We start from the raw sequence: 455 nt of genomic DNA on the forward strand, positions 1-455 counted from the left end.
CCATACCTGATTGAGTGCGTTTACTCCGACAACGGTACGGAATATAAAGGCTCGGCCAACCATGCTTTCGGTGTAGCCTGTTATGAGAACGGGATTGGTCAAAAGTTTACCCGGGTTGCCCGTCCGCAGACCAACGGTAAGGCGGAACGGGTTATCCGCACCCTGATGGAGATGTGGCATGGGAAACAGTTGTTTGACAGTCCGGAACACCGGCGAAAGGAGTTGTGCCGCTTTGTTAATTTCTATAACACTGTGAAGCCGCACCGCAGTTTGAACGGCGATACGCCGTTTGAGGTCTTGCAGGCTTCATTCTCAACCTGTGGTGTAAACAACGCAACGTTTTCCTACACCTGATAAAACTCTCAGGCCGTCTGAAAACACAGCTGTGCGGTTTGAGTTGTCTGCTTGATATATCAGTTTCATAAAAAGCAAGATATTAAGCAAAGGGGCTGACG

Annotated in this window: 1 protein-coding gene; it reads left to right on the plus strand. The window is 49.2% G+C overall.

Annotated features, from left to right (window positions below):
* On the plus strand, positions 1–354 hold a 354-nt coding region (locus tag ACTHUG_RS11465; RefSeq protein ID WP_440422296.1), incomplete at its 5' end, for an integrase core domain-containing protein.
* Between the last annotated feature and the right edge of the window lie 101 nt (positions 355–455).

The organism is Neisseria sp. P0022.S009, from assembly GCF_051956675.1.
In the GTDB taxonomy this organism is placed as follows: Bacteria; Pseudomonadota; Gammaproteobacteria; order Burkholderiales; family Neisseriaceae; genus Neisseria.